Genomic DNA, 20,124 nt, shown 5'->3' with positions numbered 1-20,124 from the left:
TCACTCTAATCGGTTCCGAACGGCTCTGGTGGACCGCGGAGTTACACCGGCGTTACTGGCCGGATCCGGTCGCCGGGTCGGGGCACGTCAGTCGGGCCCCGTCGGGGGGAACGCGCCAATGTCGTCGGGGCGGCCGGGATCTTGGGTGACGTGCGTTGACGGTGTGCCGGGTGGTTGCTGGGATGGGCGGGTGCGCGGCGCCCGGCCGGCGACGCCGCCCCCACCCCACTCCCTGAGGAGGAAGCGTGAAACGCTCCCCTGCCCTTGCCGTGTCCGTTCTCGTCCTGGTGTCCGGTACCGCCGTGGCGGCCAACGCCGCCGGTCCGGCCGCCGCTCCCGCACCCGCACCCCACGCCCGCTCCGCGGCGGCTGCCTGGTGCGAGAAGCAGGGCGGTACGGCGGAGACGCGGGTGCCCTACTACACGGGCACCGGCAACAAGATCACCCCGTTGGGCGGCGAGCGGGAGATGTGCGTCTTCGCGGCCACCGACGGCAGCAAGATCATGATTGCCGCGGACACCCTGGCCGCGGACAAGCCGACCCTGGCCGCACTCGCCTACGTCCGCAAGCCCGCCGGCCCGAGCAGCCCGGGCAATCCGTCCATCGCCTACTGCCAGGGCATCAACGGCACCGCCATGTTCGGCAACAAGCCCACGGACGGCGGTGGTTGGGGCCCGAAGAACGAGACCGACCCGTCGAAGGCGACCTCCACGTGCGCGTTCGCCGACGGCTCGATGATCGATGCCTGGGGGCTGAAGTACCACCAGGGCGGGGTGGTCCGCGGCGCCGATCTGACGAAGAAGTTCCAGGCGACCATTCCGGGGGCGTGAACGCCGGCCGCGCCCGACAGCGTCCCGTTCCACGGGGCGTCACCGGTGCCGGTGGGGAACCGCGGGTCGCGGCCCCACCGGCGCCGGCGGGCCGGCCGCCGGCGCCTCAGGCCGGCTGTGCGAGGTGTTCGACGATGACGAGCGTGCCGCTGCTGCCGGGGCGCACGGCGTGCACGACGCCCGCCTGGACGACGTACGCCTCCCCGGCACGCACCTCGACCTCGGCGCCGTCGGCGACCAGTCGCAGCGTGCCGTCCACCACCAGCAGCGCCTCCGCCACCTCGTGGGATTCCGGCGCCGAGCCGCGTCCGTCCATCCGCAGCACCTGCACCGCGGTGCTCCCGACCCGTCCGAGCAGGTGCGAACTCCAGGCATCCGGGAGTTCCGCGGCCGTGTTCCGGATGTCGACGACGTTCATGGCGTGCCTCCTGGCGGGCCGCTCCGCAGGAGGCCGTCCGAGCCACCGGGGGTCCGCGTTCGTGATCAAGGGATGTCGTGACGGTACGGCGCGGCGGCGCGCTGTTGGTCGACCGTTGGGCAAAACCTCGCCGGGGCCGGGCGCCGGTCCGCGTCAGTACGTCGCCAGCTGGGCCAGGAGGCGTTCGGCGGTGGTGATCTCGCCGCCGAGGGGGTGGTCCGCCGCGACGTACGGGAGGTGGTCGGCGGCGGCGGCGAAGGCGCGGGAGACCGGGGCGGGCGGGAGCGGCGTGCGGGACTGGCGCAACGCCCGTACTGCGCCTATCAGTTCGCAGGCCAGGACCGTGCGGTAGGCGTCGACCGCGGCGGTGGTGGAGCGCGCGGCGTGGGTGGAGAAGCTCGCGTGGTCCTCCAGTCCCCGGGAGATGACGGCCGTGCCGAGGGTGACCGGGGCGGCGGCGTGCCGGAGTTGGGCCAGTGCGTCGTGCGCGACGTACTCCAGGATCATGATGCCGGAGCTGCCGGCGGGGCCGGCGGCGAGGAACGGCGTCAGCCGGGTCAGGTCCGGCTCGACCAGGTCGCTCAGGCGGGCGGCGGAGAGTTCGGCGGCGTGGTGCAGGGCGGCGCGCAGCCCGTCGAGGGCGAGGGCGAGGTGGGCGGTGGAGAACTGGCCGTGGTGGTGCACCTGGGCGCGCTCGATGTCGATGAGCGGGTTCTCCGCGGCGGCGTTGACGTCGATGGTCAGGACGCGTTCGAGGGTGTCGGCGGCATCCAGGGCGGGTCCGTGCACCTGCGGGTAGGCGCGCAGCCCGAAGGGGTCCTGCAGCCGGCGGCCCGCGGGGGCGTCCTCGTCCAGTCCCAGCAGGCGGCGCATCGCGGCGGCGCAGGCCACCGAGCCGGGGTGCGGGCGGGCCAGGTGCACCGCTTCGGCGAACGCTTCCGGTGAGCCGCCGAGGGCGCAGTAGGACAGCGCGGTGATCGTGTGGCTGGCACGCAGCAACTGCCGCAGGTCGTGCCAGGCGAGTACCGACTGGGCGAGCGTGGTGGCGTTGCTGGAGATGAAGGCCAGCGCGTCGCCGGGGCTGATCGGAACGGGGTCCAACGCCCCCTGGGCGTACGGCAGTTCGCCCGCCAGGGTGAGGGCGATCTCGGCGAGCGTGGTGAGGTCGCCGGTGCCGATGGCGCCGCGGGCGTGGACGCGCGGCAGGGCGTCGCGGGTCAGGGCCGTTTGGAGGGCGCGGAGCAGGCGGGGGTGCACGCCGCTGCCGCCGGCGGCCAGTTGGTTGAGCCGGATGAGGAGTGCGCCGCGCACCACGTCGTCGGGCAGCCGCTCGCCGCTGCCGCCGGCGTGGCTGCGCAGCAGGCGCAGGCCGTGCTGGTCGGCGGCGTCCCGGTCGACGACGGCGTGCCGGTTGGCGCCGACGCCGGTGGTGCGGCCGTACACCGCGCGCTTGGCCCCGCTGTCCCGGGCTATCGCGTAGGCGCGCGCCGCCCGTTCCAGCGCCTTCTCGTCGAGTTCCACGGGGGTGGCGTGCCGTGCGGCGTGCGCGACGTCGTGGCAGTCGAGGTGCGTACCGGTGATGCGGAGGGGAACGGTTTCCGGCATGGCGACTCCTCTTGACAAGTAGCTATTCAGCTCGCAGGCTGCATGAAACCTTCCATTCGTCACGCTGGCAAGAGCCGTCACACCACGGCATCCGGGGCCCGCCCGCCGCTCCCCTCCCCGCCCCGTCCGTGGCCCCCGGCTCCTGCTTCCCCCTGAACGGAGAGCTGGTCAGCCATGCCCGAAGACAGGCTCCGCCCCGTCGCACCCGGCCATCCGGCACCTCCGGAACAGGACCCCGCCCGCCCGGCGCCGCCCGGTGCGCACGCCTCCTTCGACGACCTGCCGCTCAACCGCTTCCACCTCAAGATCACCGCACTGACCTTCGGGGCGAACTTCTCCGACGGCTACCAACTGGGCATCATCGGCATCGCCTTGACCGCCATGGCCCCGCAGATGCACCTCGGGGCCCTGTGGCAGGGCCTGATGGGCGCCTCCGCCCTGATCGGCGTCTTCATCGGCAGCATCGTCATCGGCTGGGCCGCCGACCGGATGGGCCGCCAGCGGCTCTACATGCTCGACTTCCTCCTCATCGCCGTCGCCTCCGTCCTGCAGTTCTTCGTCTCCGGCCCCGTGGAACTGTTCGTCCTGCGGCTGCTGATCGGCTTCGGCATCGGCGCCGACTACGCGCTCGGGCCCACGCTCGTCGCGGAGTTCGTGCCGCGCCGCTACCGCGGCGGCCTGCTGGCCTCCCTCACCGTCCTGTGGACGGTCGGCTACATCGCCGCCTTCTTCTTCGGCACCTACCTCGTCGGCCTCGGCGGCGACGCGTGGCGCTGGCTGCTGGCCAGCAGCGCGCTGCCCGCGATCGCGGTGCTCCTGGTACGGATCGGCACCCCGGAATCCCCGCGTTGGCTGATCGGCAAGGGCCGGCTCGACGAGGCCCGGCGGGTCGTCACCACGTACCTGGGCGACCAGGTCGACTTCGACGCCTTCGCCGCGCAGCAGCGCACCGAACGCAAGCCCGCGCCCTACCGCGCGCTCTTCGGCCGCGAGCACTGGCGCAACACGGCCTTCGGCGTCCTGTTCTACAACTGCCAGGTGATCCCGTACTTCGCGATCTACACCTTCCTGCCGCTGGTCCTCGTCAAGATCAGCCTGGCCGGTCAGGGGTTCCTCAGCGAGGCGCTGCTCAACCTCTTCCTGCTCCTGGGCGGCATCGCCGGACTGTGGCTGGTGGCCGGGCTGACCCGACGCCGGCTGACGATCGGCTCCTTCGCGGTGCTCGCCGCGTCCCTCGCGCCGATGGGCATCTGGCCCGACGCGCCGGCCGCGGTGCTCTTCCCGCTGTTCCTGGTCTTCACCTTCACCATGTCGGCGGCCACCAACCTGGACCAGGTCTACCCGCCCGAACTCTTCCCCACGGAACTGCGCAGCTCCGGCGTCGGCCTGCTCAACGGCATGAGCCGGGTCGGCTCCGCCATCGGCACCTTCCTGCTCCCGGTCAGCCTCAGCGGCCTCGGGTTCGCACCGACCATGATGGCGCTCACCGTGGTCCTGTTGATCGGTGCGCTGGTGTCCGCACGGTGGGCCCCCGAGACCAGCGGCGCCGCCCTGGAGTGACGTCGGCGGGGGCGCCCCCCGCCGGCGGCCCCAGGTCAGAAGCGCTTCGCGCCGTCCGTGATCGCCTCGCGGATGCGGTGGTAGGTGCCGCAGCGGCAGACGTTGCGGATCTCGTCCAGGTCGGCCTCGGTGATCTCCCGGCCGGCGGCGCGGGCCTGCTTGACCTTGGCGACCGCGGCCATGATCTGGCCGGGCTGGCAGTAGCCGCACTGGGCGACGTCGTACTCCAACCACGCCTCCTGCATGGGGTGCAGGTCCTTGCCGACGGTGGCGGGCAACCCCTCGATGGTGGTGACCTCGTCGTCCGGCCGGACGTCCTTGACCGGCACCGAACAGGGGTTGAACGCCTTGCCGTTGAGGTGACTGGTGCACGCCTGGCAGACGCCGAGGCCGCAGCCGTACTTCGGCCCGGTGACGCCCAGGACGTCGCGCAGCACCCACAGCAGCCGCACGTCGTCCTCGACCTCGGCCGTGACGGGCTTGCCGTTGAGGATGAAGGTGTGTTCGGGCACGGTCGCTCCTTGCGCTCCTGAAGGGGCCGCCACCGACCGGTCGCCTCTAGTAGGCGCGGTCCAGGCCGTCGGTCGGCGATTGCGGTATCGGGGGGACGGTCGGCAGCGGCTCGAAGCCGAGCGGGCCGGGGTGGTTGAGCGGGAACGTCGTCGGCATGGTGCCGGTGGCCGCACCGTACGCGCAGGCGACGGCGGCCGCGGCGGCGCCGACCGCCAACTCCCCCGCCCCGCCCGGCTTCCCGCTGGTCGGCGGCATGACGACGATCTCCAGCTCGGGCGGGGTGTTCCACTGGCGGGTGTAGAAGTAGTTGTCCCAGCTGCCTTCCAGGAACGCACCGTCCTTCAGGTGCAGCCCCGAGGTGAGGGTGACGGCGATGCCGTCCATGATCCCGCCCATCATCTGGGCCTCCAGGCCCTTGGGATTGACGGCCAGGCCCACGTCGACGGCGCAGACGACCTTGGTGACGCGCGGCCCCGTGTAGGCGTCGGGGACGTGCCGTCCGGTGGTCTCCGGCCGGCAGTCGATCTCGGCGAGCACCGCGACGACGCCGTGGTACTCCGGGTGCACGGCGAGGCCCTGGGCCGTACCGGCCGGCATCTTCCGTCCCCAGTCACCGAGTTCGGCGACCTTGTCCAGGACGGCCCTGGCCCGGTCGTTCTTGACGAGCTGCCGGCGGAAGCCGAGGCGGTCCTTGCCCATCTCGTCGGCGAGCCGGTCGATGATGAGTTCCTGCGCGCACCGGACGTTGGGCGAGTAGATGTTGCGCATGCTGCCGGTGTTGAAGCCCTTGTCCACCTCGTTGAGGAGCTGGGTGGTGAGCCCGAGGTCGTAGGGCGACTGCTGGGACAGCGTGAAGATGGTCTCGGAGAAGGTGAGGTCGCCCACCGGCAGCTTGGCGGCCGTCGCGGTGATGATCTCGCCCAGGCCGTGGCCGAAGTCGGTGGAGACGGAGGTGTGCCGCTGCTCGTAGGTGAGCACCTTGCCCAGGGCGTACGTGGCCCGGATCCGCGAGGTGGCCATCGGGTGGGTGCGGCCCTGTCGGAACTCGTCGGTGCGGTGCCACATGAGCTTGACGGGCTTGCCCATCGCCTTGGAGGCTTCGGCGGCTTCCAGTGCGGCGTCGGAGAACAGCTTACGGCCGAACGAGCCGCCGCCTTCGGTGACATGCACGGTGACCGCGCCCTGCGCCAGGCCCAGCTTCGCCGCGATCGCCTGTTGGGCCACGATCGGCGACTTCAGGGCGGCCCACACCTCGGCCCGGTCCGACCGCACGTCGGCCACCGCGCAGTTGGGCTCCAGTGCGCTGTTGCTGGCGAAGTGGAAGGTGAAGGAGCCCTCGACGGTCTTCGCCAGCGGGTTCAACTTCGGTACGACGAGCGGGACTTCGGCCGCCTTCAGCTCGCGCAGCACCGTGTCGTCGGACGCCCGCTCGGCCGTCCCCGGCCCCCAGTCGACCGACAGTGCGCGCACCGCGTCGATGCACTGGCCGAAGGTCCGGGCGCGCACCGCCACGCCCGTCGAGAGGGTCGCGACGTCGGTGACGCCCGGCATGGCCCGGACGGCGGCGAGGTTGCGCACCGACCGCACGGTGCCGTTGATCGTGGGCGGTCGGCACACCATGGTCGGCGCCGCGCCCGGCACGTGCAGGTCCATGGCGAACTGCTTGCGGCCGGTCACGCTCGCCAGCGCGTCGACCCGGTTGCGCGCGGTGCCGATGACGGAGAAGTCCGAGCGGTCCTTGAGGTCGGCGGTCACCCGCACGGTCTTCCGGCTGGCGGCCTTCTCGGCGAGCGAACCGTACGTCGCGCTCCGCCCGTTCGGGGCGGTGACCACGCCGGCCTTGCAGATCAGCGCGGAGAGTTCGGCGCCGAGCAGCTCGGCGGCGGCCTCCAGGAGGCGCTTCCTGGCGATCGCGGCGGCCACCCGGATCGGGGTGTAGGTGGAGAAGGTGGTGTTGGAGCCGCCGGTGAGCTGGTTGAAGAGCAGCTCCGGGCGGGCGTCCGCGAGGGTGACCCGGATCTTCTCCAACGGCAGGTCGAGTTCCTCGGCGATCAGCATCGCGGTGGAGGTGGTGATGCCCTGGCCCACTTCGGCACGCGGCAGCGCGAACGAGGCGGTGCCGTCGGCGTGGACGTGGATGGTGATCAGGCCGGCCGTCGGCAGGGCCGCGGTCGTCAGCATGTCGTTGAGGTCGAAGATCTCGGTGAGTTCGGGGAGCGGACCGACCGCGGCCTGCGCCTGGCTCGTTCCCGCGGCGGTCTCGCCCAGCTGGGCGGCGACCGCGAGGGTCGGCGCGGCCAGGACGTAGCCGAGGAACCTCCGGCGCTCGATCCCGGCCGGGGCCCCCGCGCCGTCCGGGGTCGCCTGGGTGATGGGGGTGTCTGGGACGGCGGCCTCGGTGTGCTCCGTCGGCAGACGATCCTGAACGTCCATCATCCGTCCTTCCGAGGAGCATCGTTGATCGACCTACTGGATGGTAGCGAAAGCATGCGCACGACAAAACAGCGGGGACGACGAGACCTGCCGGCCGGCGCCAGGCATCCTCAACTCCCCGTCCTTGACAGCCACTTGACCACGGGAGTGGGGACGGGACCTGGTTGGCGGGGCCTGCTCGGTGGGAAGGTGTGCCGGCATGGAATTCTCCGAGGTCCTCCGCCGTCGGCGCATGATCCGCCACCACTCCGACCGGCCGCTGTCCCCCGAGGTGATCGAGCGGGTGCTCGCCGCCGCACTGCGGGCGCCGTCCGCCGGCTTCTCCCAAGGCTGGGCGTTCCTGGCCCTGACCGACCGCGCCGACCGCGCCCGCTTCTGGCCGTTCGTGCCCACCCGCGTCGAGCAGACCCCGACCATGCAGGACGCCCCGCTGGTCGTGGTGCCGCTGGCCCACAAGGCGGCCTACCTCGAACGCTACGCCGAGCCCGACAAGGGGTGGCAGGACCGCGCCGAGGCCCGCTGGCCGGCGCCCTACTGGCACATCGACACGGGGATGGCCGCACTCCTGATGCTGCTGACCGCCGTCGACGAGGGACTCGGGGCCTGCTTCTTCGGCATCGCGCCGGAGCACCTGGAGCCCTTCCGGACGGAGTTCGGGGTGCCCGCCGCCTACACCCCCATCGGCGGGATCACGGTCGGCCACCGCGCCGACGACGTCCCCGCCCAGAGCGCCCGGACCGCCCGCCGCCGCCGCGCGGCCGACGAGGTCGTCCACCGCGGGCACTGGGGCCGACACCCCTGACCGGAGCGCCGTCGGCACCGGGGGGCACTTGCTTCAAGTGCACTTGAAGCTCCTAGCGTGGTGGACATGACGGTGATCGACAGCTCCCCCGCGCCACCGCCGCCCGTGGACGCCTGCGTGTCCGCGGGGACGGTGCACCCGCGCCCCGACGGCGCGGACCACTACACGATCGGCGAGGTCGCGGCCCACACCGGGCTCAAGGCCCACACCCTGCGCTGGTACGAGCAGATCGGGATGATGCCGCAGGTGGAGCGGTCGCACACGGGCCAACGCCGGTTCCGCAACCGGGACCTGGACTGGCTCGCGTTCGTGACCAAGCTGCGGCTGACCGGAATGTCGGTGGCCGACATGGTCCGCTTCGCGGAACTGGTCCACGGGGGCGAGGCCACCTACGGCGAACGCCGGGAGATCCTCCGGCAGTCCCGGCAGGAGGTCGCCGCCCGCATCGCGGAACTCCAGGACACCCTCACCGTGCTCGACGCCAAGATCGACTTCTATGCGGACGCCCCCGGGGCGCCGGAAAGGGCCTGAGCGCCATCATGAGCCACACCACCGAACGGATCGACCGGGTCGAACTGGGCACCGGCGGCCCCCTCGTCGGCGTCCAGGGCTTCGGCGCCATGGGCATCAGCGCCGCCTACGGCGCGACGGACCAGGACGCGGCCCGGGACACCCTGGAAGCCACCGTCGAAGCGGGCGTCACCCTCATCGACACCGCCGACATGTACGGCATGGGGACCAACGAGGAGTTCCTCGCGCCGTTCGTCGCCGCGCACCGCGACGAGATCACCCTGGCCACCAAGTTCGCCTTCGAGTTCCGCGCCGACGACCCGGGCCACCGGGCCATCCGCAACGATCCCGCGTACGTGCGGACGGCCGTCGAGGCGAGCCTGTGCCGCCTGGACGTCGAGGTCATCGACCTGTACTACATGCACCGCCGCGACCCGGCCGTCCCGCTCGCCGAGTCCGTCGGCGCCATGGCCGACCTGGTACGGGAGGGCAAGGTCAGGCATCTGGGGCTGAGCGAGGTCACCGGTGCCGAACTGCGCGAGGCGCACGCCGTGCACCCGATCGCCGCGCTCCAGTCGGAGTGGTCGGTCTTCAGCCGGGACGTCGAGCGCAGCGCGGTCGCCGCGGCGGCCGAACTCGGCGTCGCCTTCGTGCCGTACGCGCCGCTCGGCCGGGGCTTTTTGACCGGCGCCTTCGCCGACGCGAGCACGGACCTGTCCGGCAGCGACTTCCGGCAGGTGCTGCCGCGCTACAGCGGCGACAACGCCAGGGCGAACGTCGCCCTGCTGGCGCCGCTGCACGCGATCGCGGCCGCGCACGGCGCCAGCACCGCCCAGATCGCCCTGGCGTGGGTGCAGCAGCGGGCCCGGGAGCACGGCCTGACCGTCGTGCCGATCCCCGGGACCCGCAAGCGCAGCCGCCTGTGGGAGAACGCGGCGGCCACCCGGATCGTCCTGACCGCCGACGAACTGGCGCTGCTGGAGCCGCTCGCCGGCCGGGTCGCGGGCGACCGCTACGCGGACATGTCGCTGACCTCCGTGGACCGGGAGGGGTAGGGGCTGCGCATCGTGAGGTACCGGATCTCCAGGTCGCGCTCCAGGTACTCCATGCGGTGCTCCCAGAAGTCGCGCAGGTGCGGCAGGGCCAGGTGCGCGTCCAGGTCCCGTTCGCTGCGCCACGCCTCGTAGAAGACGAACACGCCCGGCTCGTCGCGGTCCTCGTGGAAGTGGTACTCCAGGCAGCCGGGCTCCCGCCGCGTCGGCTCGACGAACGAGAGCAGGAGGTCCCGCAGTTCCTCCGCGCGCTCGGGCTTGGGGCGGGCGGTGCCCACGAGGGTGAACGGCTGGTGCATCGCGACTCCTGCTTCCGTAGGTACGACACGCGTCGTACCTACGGAACGGTAACGAGCACCCAGGTATGATGCAAGCCGTACCTTGGAGGTGGTGACGATGCCCGACGACGAGGGGCACCCCGCGCTCGCGGAGATGGAACTCGGGGCCGTCCTGTCCGCACTGGCCGACCCGCTGCGGCGCCGCGTCGTGCGGGAACTGGCGGCCGGGCCCGACGGCGGGGAACGCACCTGTAGTTCCTTCGCCCTGCCGGTCGGCAAGGCGACGGTGACCCACCACTTCCGCACGCTGCGCGAAGCGGGCCTGATCCGCCAGGTCGACCGCGGCAACAGCCGGATGGCCACCCTGCGCCGGGCCGACGTCGAGCGGCGGTTCCCCGGGCTGCTGGCCCTACTGACCGCCGAGGGGGCCGGGGACGCCTGACGGCTCCTGCCCCGCGGACCCGGTGGACCCCGTGGGCCCGGTGGACCTGACCAGCAGGCCGGCGACGAGCGCCGCGAGCAGCGTGCCACCGATCGCGCACCACAGGGCGGTGGCGTAACCGCCGAGCGTCGCCTCGCTCAGCACGTGGGCCAGCTGCGGAGGAAGCCCCTGCAGATCGACGACCCGGCCGTTGCCGGTCGCCGCGACGAGGCTCGGCGGAATCCCGGGCACGGCCGCCATCCGGGCCGCGACGGCCGCCGAGACGACGCTGCCGAACAGCGCCGCGCCGAGCACCCCACCCAGCTGGCTGGCCGCGCTCGTCACGGCCGCGCCCGCACCCGAGTGCGGCGCGGCGACACCGTCCGTCGCGACGGCGAAGAGGGGCATCAGCGCGATGCCCAGTCCCAGGCCGGCGAGGAGCATGCCGGGCAGGACCGAGGTGACGTACCCGCTGTCGGGCCCGAGCCGGGTCAGCAGCAGCATGCCGAGGGCCGTGAGCAGCAGGCCCGGCACGATCAGGTGGCGCGGCGGGACGCGGTGCAGCAGGCGCGCGGACAGCTGCGTGGCGCCGAGGGCGATCGCGACGGCCGCGGGCAGCATCGCCGCGGCGGCGGCGCTCGGCGGGTAGCCGCGGACGCCCCCCAAGTGCTCGGTCAGGGTCGGCAGGAGGGCGAACGTGCCGACGCCGGCCAGGAACAGGGCCAGCAGCGCACCGAGGCGAGCGCGGTCCGCGAGGACGTGCGGCAGCAGCGGGGTGGCCGCCTTCCGCTGCCACTGCACGAAGGCCACGAGCAGGGCCGCGCCGACCACCGACGGCACCAGCACCAGCGGGCTCATCCACCCGCCGACGGCCGTCTCCTGGCAGCCGTAGACGAGGGCGAGGATCCCGCCGGAGCCGAGCAGCAGGCCCGGCACGTCGAGGCGCGGGCCGCCACGGTCCGGGTGGTCGTGCACCAGGGTGGCCGTGCCGATCAGCGCGATCACGGTGAGCGGGACGGCGGCGTACAGGCACCAGCGCCAGCTCAGGCCCGTCGCCAACCACCCACCGACGAACTGGCCGACGAACGAACCGCCCGCGGCCGTCGCGGCGTAGACGCCGAACGCCCGGGCGCGGGCCTTCGGTTCGGTGAAGTTGACCAGGACCAGGCCCAGTGCGGCCGACGACACCAGCGCGGCGAAGAGGCCCTGGAGGGTGCGGGCCGCGATCAGCACGCCGGAACCGGGGGCCAGGCCGCCGACCACCGCGGCCACCGCGAAGCCGGACAGCCCGATGACCACCATCCGCTTGCGGCCGACCAGGTCCGCCAGGTGCCCGCCGAGCAGCAGCAGCCCGCCGAAGGCCAGCGCGTACGCGGTCGTCATGGTGTGCAGGTCGTCGACCGGCAGGTGCAGCTCGCGCACGACCATCGGCAGCGCCGCGCGCAGGGACGTCGCGTCGAACAGCACGAGCAGCTGCACCAGGGCCACCACCGCCAGCCCCCACCAGCGCCTGGGGTGCGGAAGCTGCCCGCCGCGGCCGGCGACCGGGGCGGGCCAGGCCGCGCCCGGGGGCGGGCCGAACCCCTGCGGCGGGACGAACTGCGCCGGGGTCGTGGGGGCGTAGGCGGGCGGTGGGGGCGTCGACTGCGGTGTCTGCGGCTCCGCGGTGCGCGGCTCCGCGGCGGGTGCGACGCCGGCCACGGAGAGGGCGGTTTCCGGCGCGAAGTCCAGCAACTGGGCGGCGTGCCGGCCGAGTTGGGCGAGCACCGAGCCCGGGAGCCACTCCTCCTCGGCGGCCTCGGCCGTGCGGGCCGCGACCTGGGCGAGGGTGGGCCGCCCGGCCGGGTCCTTGTCGAGGCAGGCGCGGACGAGGGCGAGCAGCGTTGCGGGGACGCCGGTCAGGTCCGGCTCCTCCTCGGCGACCCGGAAGAGGTGGGCGTTCAGTCCGGTCTCGGCGGCGCCGAAGAGCAGCCGCCCGGTGGCGGCGAAGACCAGGACCGCGCCCAGGCAGAACACGTCGCTGGCGGGGCTGAGTTCGAGGCCGCGGACCTGCTCGGGCGACATGAAGCCGGCGGAGCCGATGAGCATGCCGGTACGGGTGTGCAGGCTGTCGCCGGTGAGCCCGTCCATGGCCCGCGCGATGCCGAAGTCGATCACGCGCGGGCCGTCCACGGTCACCAGCACGTTGGACGGCTTGAGGTCCCGGTGGATCAGCCCCGCCTCGTGCACCGCCTGGAGGGCGAGGGCCAGGCGGTTGGCCAGGACCCGCACGGAGTCCTCCGGCAGCGGCCCGAAGTCGTGCGCCACCACGGTGGTCAGGTCCGGACCGGGAATGTACTGCGTCGCCACCCACGGCACCTCGGCGTCGGTGTCGGCGTCCAGCACGGCCGCCGTCCACGCGCCGCCCACCTTCCGGGCGGCCGCGACCTCGCGGGCGAAGCGCCGGCGGAATTCCGGGTGCTGTGCGTGCTCGGCCTGGACCACCTTGACCGCGACGGTCCGCCCGGCCTCGGAACGGCCCAGATAGACCAGCCCCATGCCGCCGGCACCCAGGCGGGCGATCAGGCGGTAGGGGCCTATGTGCGTCGGGTCTGAGGAGATCAACTGGTCCACGGGGGCAAGGTAGACCACGGCGCGGGTCTCGGCACCGGATTCCACACTTCCCGCTCGGGAACGCACCGGTCCGCCCCCACCCGGGCGGTGCCGACGGCGCACGCCGCGTCGAACGACGGGCGCGACCGCGGGCGTTCCGGGCGGTCGGCAACCGTCCGGAACGCCCGGCGAACCGCCTGGCGACCGCCCTACCGGGCGAGTTCGGCCGGCGCGTCCAGCCGGCTCAGCTTCTGCGGATTGCGCACCGCGTAGATCCGGGTGATCCGACCGTGCTCCACCGCGAGGCCGACCGCCGTCGGCCCGTCGTCGAAGTCCAGCCGGACCGCGGGCGCACCGTTGAGCCACACCGGCGCCACCCCGAACGCGGCCGCCGCCCGGTGGGCGCGCGCGAGCAACGGCGCCACCCGTTCGACCCCGCGGACCGGCGCCAGCGCGGCCGGCACGAGCCCACCGCCGTCGGTGATCAGAACCACGTCCGGCGCCATGACCGCCATCAGCTCCCGCACCCGCCCGGTGCGCAGCGCGACCAGGAACCGCTCGACCACGGCCTGCTGTTCGGCACGGCTCACCTGCACCCGCGGCCGCCGGGCCGCCACGTGCGTGCGGGCCCGGCGGGCGATCTGCCGCACCGCGACCGGGGACTTCCCCACCGCCGCGGCGATGTCGCCGTAGGGCAGGTCGAAGACCTCGCGGAGCACGAACACCGCGCGTTCGGTGGGCCCGAGCGTTTCCAACACGGTCAGCATCGCGAGCGACACGCTCTCCGCGAGTTCGACGTCCTCGGCGACGTCAGGGCCGGTCAGCAGCGGTTCCGGCAGCCACTCGCCCACGTAGTCCTCGCGACTGCGCGACAGCGTCCGCAGGCGGTTGAGTGCCTGCCGGGTGACGACCCGGACGAGGTACGCCCGCGGGTCGGTGACCCGCGCCCGGTCGACGTCCGCCCACCGCAGCCAGGACTCCTGCACCACGTCCTCCGCGTCGGCCGCCGACCCGAGCATCTCGTAGGCGACCGTGAAGAGCAGGCTGCGGTGGGTGACGAACGGGTCCGCTGTCATGCGGTCGGCGCCGCGCCGGACGGCTCGGGACGCGCGGCCAGCGGGACGTCGCAGCCGTCCGCGTAGCCCTGCGAGGTGATGCCGTGCGCGGTGTTGGTCCGGGTCGACAGGTTGACGAACGCGATGAAGACGGTGAGTTCGACCATCGCCGCCGCCCCGAGCCGGTCGAGCAGGGCCGCCGACAGCTCGTCGGTGACGGTCGTCGGGGTGTTCGTCATGGCCTCGGCGTACTCCAGCACGTCCCGCTCCAGCGGCGTGAAGGCGTCCGACTGCCGCCAGCGCGGCACCTGGCTCGCCTTGGCCGGGTCCAGGTCCTGGTCGAGTGCCTGGAAGTAGCCGACGTCCAGGCACCAGCTGCAGCCGACCTGCGCCGCGACGGCCATGTGCGCGAACGACTTCAGGCTCGCGTCGACCGCGTTCCACTGGGCCACCTTGGCGGAGAGCTCCAGACTGGCGGTGGCGACGGCGGGGTTGTTGAAGGCCGCTTCGACGGGTTCGGGCACGGCTCCGAGTTGGTCGAGCAGGTTCTTCGCCAGCTCGGCGGGGAGCTGGGCCTTGGGGACGCGCAGCGTCATGGTGTCCTCCTTGGACGTCGGCGTGGTTGCCGTTCGCCATGAAGACACCGCCGGTCCCGCGAACGTGACATCCACCGGTCTCCCGCCCCACCGTCGCGCGTCAGTCGCCGCCGGCGCCGGCCGCCGCCGGAGGGAAGGTCACGGTGAACTCGGTGCGTCCGGGGCGGCTGTGCAGGGCGACCCGGCCGCCGTGCGCGGTGACCACCGCCTCGACGATGGCCAGTCCCAGGCCGGTGCCGCCCGCGGCCCGCGAGCGGCCGTGGTCGACCCGGACGAAGCGGCCGAAGACGTCGGGTTGCAGCTCCTCGGGCACGCCGGGACCGTCGTCGACGACGCTCAGGCGGGTGCCCCGGTCGTCGGTGGCCAGTCGCACCGTCACGGCGGTCCCCCGCGGGGTGTGCACCCGGGCGTTGGCGAGGAGGTTGCCGACGACCTGGTGCAGGCGGTGTTCGTCCCCCGGCACGGTCACCGCGGTCTCGGGCAGGTCGAGCAGCCACCGGTGGTGGGGGCCGGCGGCCCGTGCGTCGTCGGCCGCGTCGAGCACCAGGCGCGTGAGGTCCACCGGTTCGCGCTCCAGGGCGCGGCCCGCGTCGAGGCGGGCCAGCAGCAGGAGGTCGTCGACCAGGCGACTCATCCGTTCCGACTCCGCCTGGATGCGCCCCAGGGAGCGCCGGACCGGGCCCGGCACCGGGCCGGTGTGCCGCAGGGCGAGTTCGGCGTGGCCGCGGACGTTGGCGACCGGGGTGCGCAGCTCGTGACTGGCGTCGGCGGCGAAGTGCCGCAGTCGTTCCTCGCTGGCGTGGCGGCGCTCCAGGGCGTTGCCGACGTGGCCGAGCATCCGGTTGAGGGCGGTGCCGACCTGACCGACCTCGGTGCGCGGGTCCGCCACCGGCACCGGCGCCGGCATCGCGACCTCGCCACTGGCCAACGGCAGCTCGGCCACGCTCGCCGCCGTGGTCGTGACCCGGCGCAACGGGCGCAGCGACAGCCGCACCCACAGCGCGCCCAGCACCCCGGTCACCACCAGGGCCCCGCCGAACACCGCCGCCTCGACCGCCTCCAAGCGGTGCACCGTCTCCTCGACCGGGCGCAGCGGCAGCCCGGTGAGCAGGACGTCGCGGTCGTCCCCGACGACCGCGTTGACCCGGTAGCGCCCGAGTGCGGACAGGTGGACGTCGTGCCCGGAGCCGTCGGTCGGCAGGTCGGCCAGTGCCCGGCGGTCGTCGGCGGACAGCGGCACCGCGGCGTCGGTGCGGTCCCGCACGACGGCCGCCCGGGTCGGCGTGCCGGCCAGCAGTCGGGCGCCGAAGGTACCCTCGGACTGGCCGCGGGTGTCCGGCTGGTTGTCGGCGTCCGGCCTGGCCTCGTGTTCCAGGCTCGCCGCGAACCGGCCGGCCGAGGCGGACAGCTGCTGGTCCAGGCGGCCCACCAGGAACCCTTCGAGCGCGACGACCGTGGTGACGCCGACCGCCAGGCAGGCCAGCGCCAGCAGCGCCACGAGGCCGGCGGTGAGCTGACTGCGCAGGGTGCGGGGGCGGAGCCGCTTCACGAGGACTCCGGCTTCAGGACGTAGCCGACGCCGCGGACCGTGTGGATCATCGGGGTCCGGCCGGCGTCGATCTTCTTGCGCAGGTAGCTGATGTAGAGCTCGACGACGTGTGACCGGCCGCCGAAGTCGTAGGACCAGACGCGGTCGAGGATCTGTGCCTTGGACAGCACCCGCCGGGGGTTGCGCATCAGGAACCGGAGCAGCTCGAACTCGGTGCGGGACAGGTCGATCAGCGCTCCGCCGCGGACCACCTCCCTGGCCTCCTCGTCCATCACCAGGTCCCCGACGACGAGCTGGTCGCCGTCCGGTTCGTACGCCATGCCGGCGCGCCGCAGCAGGCCGCGCAGCCGGGCCAGCACCTCTTCCAGGCTGAACGGTTTGGTCACGTAGTCGTCGCCGCCGGCGGTGATGCCGGCGATCCGGTCCTCCACCGCGTCACGTGCGGTGAGGAACAGCACGCAGACCGTCTTCAGCTCCTGGCGCAGCTGGCGCAGGACCTGGAGGCCGTCGATGTCGGGCAGCATCCAGTCCAGGACGACGGCGTGCGGGCGGAAGGTCCTGGCCAGCGCGAGCGCGGTGGTGCCGTCGGCGGCACTGCGGACCTCCCAGCCCTCGCCCGCCAGGGCGCCGGAGAGCACTTCGGTGAGGTCCGGCTCGTCGTCGATCACGAGGACCCGCAGCGGCGCGCCGTCGGCGCCGTGCAGCGGGGAAGGGGGGCGGCGGTGAGTGTGCATGGTGCTTCCAGCATCCCTCCCGCCGGGGCGGGCGGGAGGTGTGTGCCGGCTCTGAGTTTCCTGTGAATCGGCCGGCGGGCCGTCGCTCAGAGGTTCTTCAGAGGTTGCGCTGCGACGCTGGCGCCGACCACGGAAGGAAAGCCCCATGAGCACCCTCTCGCACCGTCACCGCAGTGCCCGCGGCGGTCCCCCGCCGCGCCGGCTGCCGGCCCCGGCCCCGCTGCTGGTGCAGGCCGTCGTCGGGGCCGGAGCGCTGGGTGTGCTGGCCCTGTGGTGGACGGGCACCGCCTCCGTGGTGGGGCCGGCGGGCTGGCTGACCGGCGCCGGCCGGATCACCGGCCTGCTGGCCGGCTACGCCTGTGCGGTGCTGGTCGCGCTGATGGCCCGGGTCCCGCTGCTCGACCACGCGCTGGGCACCGACCGCCTCGCGCGCTGGCACGCCGGTGCCGGGCGCTACACGGTCTCGCTGGTGCTGACGCACGTCCTGCTGATCGTCTGGGGCTACGCCGTCACCTCGCGCAGCGGCGTGCTGCACGAGGCGACCACGCTCGTATTCGACTACCCGGACATGCTCAAGGCCACCGCGGGATGCGTGCTGCTGCTGGGCACCGGCCTGGTCTCGGCGCGGGCCGCCCGGCGCCGGATGAGCTACGAGACCTGGCACTACCTCCACTTCGCCACCTACCTGGCCCTCTTCCTCGCCTTCGGCCACCAGCTCGCCAACGGGGCGGACTTCGTGGGCCGGCGCCCCGCCCAGTTGGGCTGGTACGCGCTGTACGGGACGGTGGCGGCGCTGCTCGTCTGGTACCGCTTCGCGGTCCCGGTGCGGCGGGCGCTGCGCCACCGGCTGCGCGTCGTCGAGGTCCGCCGGGAGGCGCCGGGGGTGGTGTCGGTGCACCTCACCGGGGAGCGGCTGGCCGAACTCGGCGCCCGGCCGGGCCAGTTCTTCCGCTGGCGCTTCCTGGCCCCGGGCCTGTGGTGGACCGCCAACCCCTACTCGCTGTCCGCGCCGCCGCTCCCTGGGCGCCTGCGCATCACCGTCAAGGCGGCCGGCGGGCACAGCGCGGCCCTGGCCCGGCTGCGGCCCGGCACCCGGGTGTGGGCCGAGGGGCCCTACGGTGCCTTCACCGAGGCCCGGCGCCGCGCGCCGAAGGTGCTGCTGCTCGCGGGCGGCGTCGGCATCACCCCCCTGCGCACGCTCTTCGAGACGCTCCCCGGCGAGGTCACCCTGGTGTACCGGGCGCGGCGCCCGGAAGACCTCGCGCTGCGCGCCGAACTCGACGCCATCGCGGCGGCCCGCGGTGCGGCCGTCCACTACTGCGTCGACGAACCGGCCGCGCACGCGGTGCCGTTGACCGCCCGGGCGCTGCGGCAGCTGGTCCCGGACCTGGCCGCCCACGAGGTGTACCTGTGCGGTCCGCCCGGCATGACCGACGCGGCCCGCCGCGCCCTGCGCGGGGCCGGCGTGCCCCACCACCACATCCACCACGAATCGTTCGCGTTCTGAGGAGCCGTCGTGCGCCGAGCCGTTCTGACCGCAGCGTCGACCAGTGCCCTGGTCGTCCTCCTGCTCGCCCTCAAGCCCCACCAGCCCGCCGGCCTGACCGACGACCTGGCCCAGGGCGGCGCCGCGCCGTCCCCGGCCCCCACCGGCAGCGCGCCGCGGGCCGCCCGTCCGGCCCACGGCACCTACACCGGCGACCCGGTCAGCACCCGCTACGGCACCGTGCAGGTCGCGGCCACCGTCGCGGCCGGCCGACTGACCGGCGTCCGCGTGCTGCACGTCCCGTCGGAGAGCGGCCGCGACCAGGAGATCGCGGCGTACGCCGTGCCGCGCCTGACGCAGGAGGCGCTGGCCGCGCACGGCGCCGGCATCGACGCGGTGTCCGGCGCCAGCTACACCAGTGCCGGGTACATCCGGTCGTTGCAGAGCGCCCTGGACCGGGCCGGTGTCTGAGCCGCGGCGCGGACTGCGGCACGTCGAACGGGCGATGGGTACGGTCTTCTCCTTCGACGTCCGCGACGACCGCACCGCCGCTATCGAGTCCGCCCTGTGCGCGGCCGTCGCCTGGCTGCACCACGTCGACGCGGTCTTCTCCACCTACCGTCCCGACAGCGCGGTCAGCCGACTGGCGCGCGGTGCGCTGCGGCTCGCCGACTGCCCCGCGGAGGTGCGCGACGTCCTCGCCCTGTGCGAACGGGTGGGGCGCACCACCGACGGGTGGTTCAGCGTCACCGCGCGCGGCACCCTCGACCCGACCGGGCTGGTCAAAGGGTGGGCAGTCGAACGCGCCGGGCAACTCCTGCGGGCCGCCGGCGCCCACCACACCTGCGTCAACGGCGGCGGCGACCTCCAACTCAGCGGGGAGGCGGCCCCCGGCCTGCCGTGGCGCATCGGCGTCGCCCACCCCCTGCGTCCGAGCACACTGTGCACCGTCGTCACCGGCCGTGACCTGGCCGTCGCCACGTCGGGCACCGCCGAGCGCGGGCCGCACGTCCTCGACCCGCACACCGGTGCACCGGCGACGCGGCTCGCCTCGCTCACCGTCGTCGGCCGCAGCCTCACCCTCACCGACGCCTACGCCACGGCCGCCTTCGCCATGGGACCGGACGCCCGGGACTGGCTGACCGCGCTCGACGGCCACGAGGGGTTCGCGGTCGCTCCGGACGGCAGCACCTGGCACACCCGCGGGTTCCCGGGAACCGTGCCGGCCCCCCGACGGCCCGACGGGCGCACGGCAACCGCCAGCCGAGGGACACGGCGTATATAACCGGAGGAATACGGGCAAGTTGAGCGCGACCCACACCCCCACCCGGGAAGGCCCAACACCATGCGCCGTGTCGCTGCCGCCCTCATCGGAACTCTCGCCGCGCTCGGGATCCTCACCGCGCCGGCGAGCGCCGTCCCGCACGACGCCCCCTGGGTGACGGGCACCTACGACGGCACGCTCGTCGACCCACAGGCCGGCGACACCAACATGGCCATGGACCACTAGCCAGGCCGTCCCGAAGCCCCGGCCGCACGACGGGCGCCGTGGCGGGAATCGCGTGCGGCGTCGCCCTATTGCAGGTAATGAAAAGCGCGGCGCGGATTAAAGGCGGGATCAGGTCGGTAAAGGCTTCCCCCGCATCCGATGAGAAATTCCTTGGAACGGCCGACTGGGGCGTGACCGGCC

General features: G+C 73.6%; 20 protein-coding genes. 10 read left to right on the top strand and 10 right to left on the bottom strand.

What is annotated here, in order from left to right:
- The first annotated feature begins 245 nt into the window (after positions 1-245).
- Positions 246-830, top strand: a complete 585-nt coding sequence (locus ABD385_RS16445; protein WP_344576301.1) for a hypothetical protein — start codon at positions 246-248, stop codon at positions 828-830.
- 106 nt (positions 831-936) lie between these two features.
- Here ABD385_RS16445 and ABD385_RS16440 read toward each other — a convergent pair whose 3' ends face one another.
- Together ABD385_RS16440 and ABD385_RS16435 are read right to left on the bottom strand one after the other, a co-directional pair.
- Complete coding sequence (locus ABD385_RS16440; protein WP_344576300.1) at positions 937-1,248, bottom strand: cupin domain-containing protein; 312 nt, start codon at positions 1,246-1,248, stop codon at positions 937-939.
- A gap of 153 nt (positions 1,249-1,401) precedes the next feature.
- On the bottom strand, positions 1,402-2,853 hold the full coding sequence (locus tag ABD385_RS16435) for an aromatic amino acid ammonia-lyase (RefSeq protein WP_344576297.1): 1,452 nt from the start codon (positions 2,851-2,853) through the stop codon (positions 1,402-1,404).
- A gap of 174 nt (positions 2,854-3,027) precedes the next feature.
- On the opposite strand from ABD385_RS16435, the gene ABD385_RS16430 reads away from it, so the two are divergent.
- Positions 3,028-4,413, top strand: coding sequence for an MFS transporter (locus tag ABD385_RS16430; RefSeq protein WP_344576294.1), 1,386 nt, complete (start codon positions 3,028-3,030; stop codon positions 4,411-4,413).
- A gap of 35 nt (positions 4,414-4,448) precedes the next feature.
- Here the strand turns inward: ABD385_RS16430 and ABD385_RS16425 are convergent, their stop codons facing one another.
- A complete protein-coding gene (locus tag ABD385_RS16425; RefSeq protein WP_344576293.1) occupies positions 4,449-4,925 on the bottom strand; it encodes a (2Fe-2S)-binding protein in 477 nt (158 codons plus the stop codon).
- Positions 4,926-4,971: 46 nt separating this feature from the next.
- On the bottom strand, positions 4,972-7,362 hold the full coding sequence (locus tag ABD385_RS16420) for a molybdopterin cofactor-binding domain-containing protein (protein WP_344576290.1): 2,391 nt from the start codon (positions 7,360-7,362) through the stop codon (positions 4,972-4,974).
- A 196-nt stretch (positions 7,363-7,558) separates the two neighbouring features.
- Between ABD385_RS16420 and ABD385_RS16415 the strand changes: the two genes are divergently transcribed.
- The 3 genes from ABD385_RS16415 (at position 7,559) to ABD385_RS16405 (ending at position 9,726) form a co-directional block, all read left to right on the top strand.
- Positions 7,559-8,161: a nitroreductase family protein gene (locus ABD385_RS16415; protein WP_344576287.1), complete on the top strand. Its 603-nt coding sequence runs from the start codon at positions 7,559-7,561 to the stop codon at positions 8,159-8,161.
- Between the two features lie 66 nt (positions 8,162-8,227).
- Complete coding sequence (locus tag ABD385_RS16410) at positions 8,228-8,692, top strand: MerR family transcriptional regulator (protein ID WP_344576286.1); 465 nt, start codon at positions 8,228-8,230, stop codon at positions 8,690-8,692.
- Between the two features lie 8 nt (positions 8,693-8,700).
- Positions 8,701-9,726 (top strand): aldo/keto reductase, encoded by a 1,026-nt coding sequence (locus ABD385_RS16405; RefSeq protein ID WP_344576284.1) that lies wholly within the window; start codon positions 8,701-8,703, stop codon positions 9,724-9,726.
- Here the strand turns inward: ABD385_RS16405 and ABD385_RS16400 are convergent.
- Complete coding sequence (locus ABD385_RS16400) at positions 9,684-10,022, bottom strand: putative quinol monooxygenase (RefSeq protein ID WP_344576281.1); 339 nt, start codon at positions 10,020-10,022, stop codon at positions 9,684-9,686. The genes ABD385_RS16405 and ABD385_RS16400 overlap by 43 nt on opposite strands.
- A gap of 97 nt (positions 10,023-10,119) precedes the next feature.
- On the opposite strand from ABD385_RS16400, the gene ABD385_RS16395 reads away from it, so the two are divergent.
- Complete coding sequence (locus ABD385_RS16395; RefSeq protein WP_344576634.1) at positions 10,120-10,443, top strand: ArsR/SmtB family transcription factor; 324 nt, start codon at positions 10,120-10,122, stop codon at positions 10,441-10,443.
- Here ABD385_RS16395 and ABD385_RS16390 read toward each other — a convergent pair.
- From ABD385_RS16390 to ABD385_RS16370, 5 genes are all read right to left on the bottom strand, one after another.
- The gene (locus ABD385_RS16390; protein WP_344576279.1) at positions 10,411-13,035 is read right to left on the bottom strand and encodes a bifunctional serine/threonine protein kinase/MFS transporter; all 2,625 of its coding nucleotides are present in this window, start codon (positions 13,033-13,035) and stop codon (positions 10,411-10,413) included. The genes ABD385_RS16395 and ABD385_RS16390 overlap by 33 nt on opposite strands.
- Positions 13,036-13,223: 188 nt before the next feature.
- Positions 13,224-14,090, bottom strand: a complete 867-nt coding sequence (locus ABD385_RS16385) for an RNA polymerase sigma-70 factor (protein WP_344576275.1) — start codon at positions 14,088-14,090, stop codon at positions 13,224-13,226.
- Positions 14,087-14,665 (bottom strand): carboxymuconolactone decarboxylase family protein, encoded by a 579-nt coding sequence (locus tag ABD385_RS16380; RefSeq protein ID WP_344576273.1) that lies wholly within the window; start codon positions 14,663-14,665, stop codon positions 14,087-14,089. The genes ABD385_RS16385 and ABD385_RS16380 overlap by 4 nt, the downstream gene beginning before the upstream one ends.
- 100 nt (positions 14,666-14,765) lie before the next feature.
- Complete coding sequence (locus ABD385_RS16375; protein WP_344576271.1) at positions 14,766-16,214, bottom strand: HAMP domain-containing sensor histidine kinase; 1,449 nt, start codon at positions 16,212-16,214, stop codon at positions 14,766-14,768.
- Positions 16,211-16,948, bottom strand: a complete 738-nt coding sequence (locus ABD385_RS16370) for a response regulator transcription factor (protein ID WP_344576268.1) — start codon at positions 16,946-16,948, stop codon at positions 16,211-16,213. The genes ABD385_RS16375 and ABD385_RS16370 overlap by 4 nt, the downstream gene beginning before the upstream one ends.
- Before the next feature lie 145 nt (positions 16,949-17,093).
- On the opposite strand from ABD385_RS16370, the gene ABD385_RS16365 reads away from it, so the two are divergent.
- Genes ABD385_RS16365 through ABD385_RS16350 form a run of 4 tightly spaced genes read left to right on the top strand, consistent with a single transcriptional unit; the run spans position 17,094 to position 19,944 of the window.
- Positions 17,094-18,455, top strand: a complete 1,362-nt coding sequence (locus ABD385_RS16365; protein WP_344576265.1) for a ferredoxin reductase family protein — start codon at positions 17,094-17,096, stop codon at positions 18,453-18,455.
- Positions 18,456-18,464: 9 nt separating this feature from the next.
- On the top strand, positions 18,465-18,905 hold the full coding sequence (locus ABD385_RS16360; RefSeq protein WP_344576264.1) for an FMN-binding protein: 441 nt from the start codon (positions 18,465-18,467) through the stop codon (positions 18,903-18,905).
- A complete protein-coding gene (locus ABD385_RS16355; RefSeq protein ID WP_344576263.1) occupies positions 18,898-19,719 on the top strand; it encodes an FAD:protein FMN transferase in 822 nt (273 codons plus the stop codon). Before ABD385_RS16360 ends, ABD385_RS16355 begins: the two co-directional genes overlap by 8 nt.
- 60 nt (positions 19,720-19,779) lie before the next feature.
- The gene (locus tag ABD385_RS16350; RefSeq protein WP_344576262.1) at positions 19,780-19,944 is read left to right on the top strand and encodes a hypothetical protein; all 165 of its coding nucleotides are present in this window, start codon (positions 19,780-19,782) and stop codon (positions 19,942-19,944) included.
- The last annotated feature ends 180 nt before the right edge of the window (positions 19,945-20,124 follow it).

This window comes from Streptomyces lunalinharesii (assembly GCF_039532155.1).
GTDB lineage: Bacteria > Actinomycetota > Actinomycetes > Streptomycetales > Streptomycetaceae > Streptomyces > Streptomyces lunalinharesii.
The sequence above is the reverse complement of the archived record's forward strand: the minus strand, read 5'-3'. Positions and strand labels throughout refer to the sequence as shown.